General features: G+C 55.0%; 1 protein-coding gene. It reads right to left on the reverse strand.

Features of this window, described 5'->3' with window-relative positions; genetic code table 11:
• The coding region (locus E0L15_RS12175; RefSeq protein WP_168125814.1) for an IS110 family transposase at positions 1-1,005 on the reverse strand (1,005 nt) is incomplete at its 3' end.
• Positions 1,006-1,028: the final 23 nt, after the last annotated feature.

The raw sequence follows: 1,028 nt of genomic DNA on the forward strand, positions 1-1,028 counted from the left end.
TGAACCCCGTTTCGTGGTGGGAACGCTCTTGGCACTGTGTTTGCCAGACTCATCCACACCGGGATCGATGCCCGCAAATCCAACGATGGAGCTGCGGCGTGGAAAACGGCGCACATCGCCGATCTCAGCCATGAGCGCAGGTGCAGTCTTATCACCAACACCGTACATGGTTCGCACCGTGTCATATTCCGGCAATTGCCGGGCAAGCCGTGTCATCTCAGCTCGCAGAGCGGCCAGTGTCATCTTGCCTGCAAGAAGCTGCTGGGCGGCTGAGATAATGAGCAGCTTGGTGTTGTCATTCTTCGGCAACGTGGTGAAATGGCCGCAGCTTCCGGCATAGACCTCCAGTGCTTTTTCGACGCTGAAATGGTAGCCCTTGCGCTTGCACCACTTCTGGTAACGCTCGGTGAATGCCTTTTCGCTGACGCGGCAGATGCAGTCACAATGCCAGAAGGTCCTGACAAAATCCACCCATTTCTGGTGACCGTCCGCACGCTCCGGACTGGAGAACAGTTCGTTCACGCCGGGGAAGGTCTTGTCGGTCAACGAAATAAGATTGTTTTGCAGCGATATCACCGTTTTCATGTAGAGGTCGTACTGGCGGCTGCACAGCTTCAGTTGTTGTCTTACAGTGTCCATGGGAGTATATTCCCGCAGATCCACCCAGTTGTCAAGACCGTACTTGGCAATTTTTATGGCGTCAGCCTTGTCGGTCTTGACCTTTCGGATGGAACCACCCCCGCTTTGCTTGATAAACAGCGGATTCAGGACACAGACATAGATCCCGTACTCATGCAGGGCCGCAGCTACCGGTTCGTGGTAGCGACCGGTGGCTTCCATGATGACGCGGGTATCTTCCCCAAGCGCAAGGATGGCGTAAGCCATCTGCTCCAGCCCCACCTCGGTGTGGAGAAATTCCCGTGGCAGGAATGCCACTTCACCCATTGGCCGCAGGGCAGCCACCATGCTTTTCCCTTTGGAAACATCAATTCCAACTGCGTTCATTTTGCTCCTCCTTCTGATTGGAT

Origin of the sequence: Pseudoflavonifractor sp. SW1122, assembly GCF_012027765.1 — a bacterium.
GTDB lineage: Bacteria > Bacillota > Clostridia > Oscillospirales > Oscillospiraceae > Enterenecus > Enterenecus faecium.